The sequence below is a fragment of the Chryseobacterium sp. CG10_8 genome (genome assembly GCF_058117085.1).
The window spans coordinates 1-1,177 of record NZ_JBYVEB010000235.1 but is presented as its reverse complement, the minus strand read 5'-3'; the positions used below and the strand labels follow the sequence as shown (position 1 = coordinate 1,177).

Below are 1,177 nucleotides of genomic sequence, written 5' to 3'. Positions count from 1 at the left end.
GCTGTAAAGATAGGACTTTAACAATATCTTTTAGATGCCTAATTCAATAAAATTATTGCGCTTATTTATTTAATATGTTGGTAATAAGATTATATAATGCATATAGATTATATAAGAAAATAAGATTAGTTCTATAGATGTATTTCCTAAAAATAAAGATATAACTTCTTTTAAAATATAATTTATTTTTTGCGAGATGTGTAGTACCCAAACCCTTTCAGCGGGGTTAAGTTCGGGACAATACGGAGGAATAGGAAAAAGAATGATGTTTTCTGGCAACTCTACATTTTTTGTAGAATGAAAAGCAGCATTATCAATCACGAGTATCTTTAGTTCATTGGGTTTATGCAGGGAAAAATCTTCGTCATGGTTATTTTTGGGTCTGTTATCTTTTTTTTATACTTGAGAGTACTTTATCTGAAAGGGTTCGTGTATTATTTCCTCCACTTTTAACCTCTAGCAATGAATCCAATCCGCCTTGTTGGTAAGATCGAATCCAAGTACCTACTGTTTCTTCCTGTCTTCCCAGTTTTTCAGCTATTGCTTTTTGGTATATATACTTACCGTTTTTGATGTAGATCAGTGTTTTAATACGGCCTCTCTTCAAAGGTTTGACTGTCTTGGAAAACAACTTTTGTAAGTATTCCATCTCTTCTCTAATGATAATTGTAATTTTCTTTGGCATAATCAAAGATACAAAAAATCATCCTATTTTTTAAGGTCAAATGGTATTATATCGCTAATATCCAAAACTGATTAACCACTGAATCCACCAAACGAATAGGCGATCTTCAGGAATTAAATCAAAAATATTAATCGGAAAAAGTTATGGAAAGTTCCCTGTTTGATTTTTAAATGTTACCTTAGCCATTGTTGAATTTTGTGCAACCCTAAGATACAAATTTTAGAGAAAATCAACAAAAAAGAGGCTGCCCAAAACTTTTTGGACAGCCTCTTTTATTAGTATTGGGTTTTATCTGATACTATTCTATGTTTTTATGGTTTCCAGTAACTCCATTTGCTACCATTGAATACGGCTAGGCGTTTTGCTCCCGCTTTGTTGATGTACACCATCATTCCAGGGGATGGACTTGGAACATTGTTGGTATCTGATACAATAGGTAAAACCATGGCTTTGGTCGTACTCTCCAAGACCAAAACCCCATCTGCGGTACTG

3 protein-coding genes are annotated in these 1,177 nt (G+C 33.3%); all 3 read right to left on the bottom strand.

The features are described from left to right. Window positions 1-69: 69 nt before the first annotated feature. Entirely contained in the window at window positions 70-321 is a 252-nt protein-coding gene (locus tag AC4AGG_RS16485) for a hypothetical protein (protein ID WP_489773115.1), read from the bottom strand. A 64-nt stretch (window positions 322-385) separates the two neighbouring features. Further along, window positions 386-685: a hypothetical protein gene (locus AC4AGG_RS16480; protein WP_489773114.1), complete on the bottom strand. Its 300-nt coding sequence runs from the start codon at window positions 683-685 to the stop codon at window positions 386-388. A gap of 311 nt (window positions 686-996) precedes the next feature. Beyond that, window positions 997-1,177, bottom strand: a 181-nt coding sequence (locus AC4AGG_RS16475) for a phage tail-like protein (protein ID WP_489773113.1), incomplete at its 5' end; no start/stop codon positions are given.

Excerpts from the sequence above, each read along its gene's own strand:
- AC4AGG_RS16480 (WP_489773114.1), bottom strand. The coding sequence starts at position 685 with ATGCCAAAGAAAATTACAATTATCATTAGAGAAGAGATGGAATACTTA.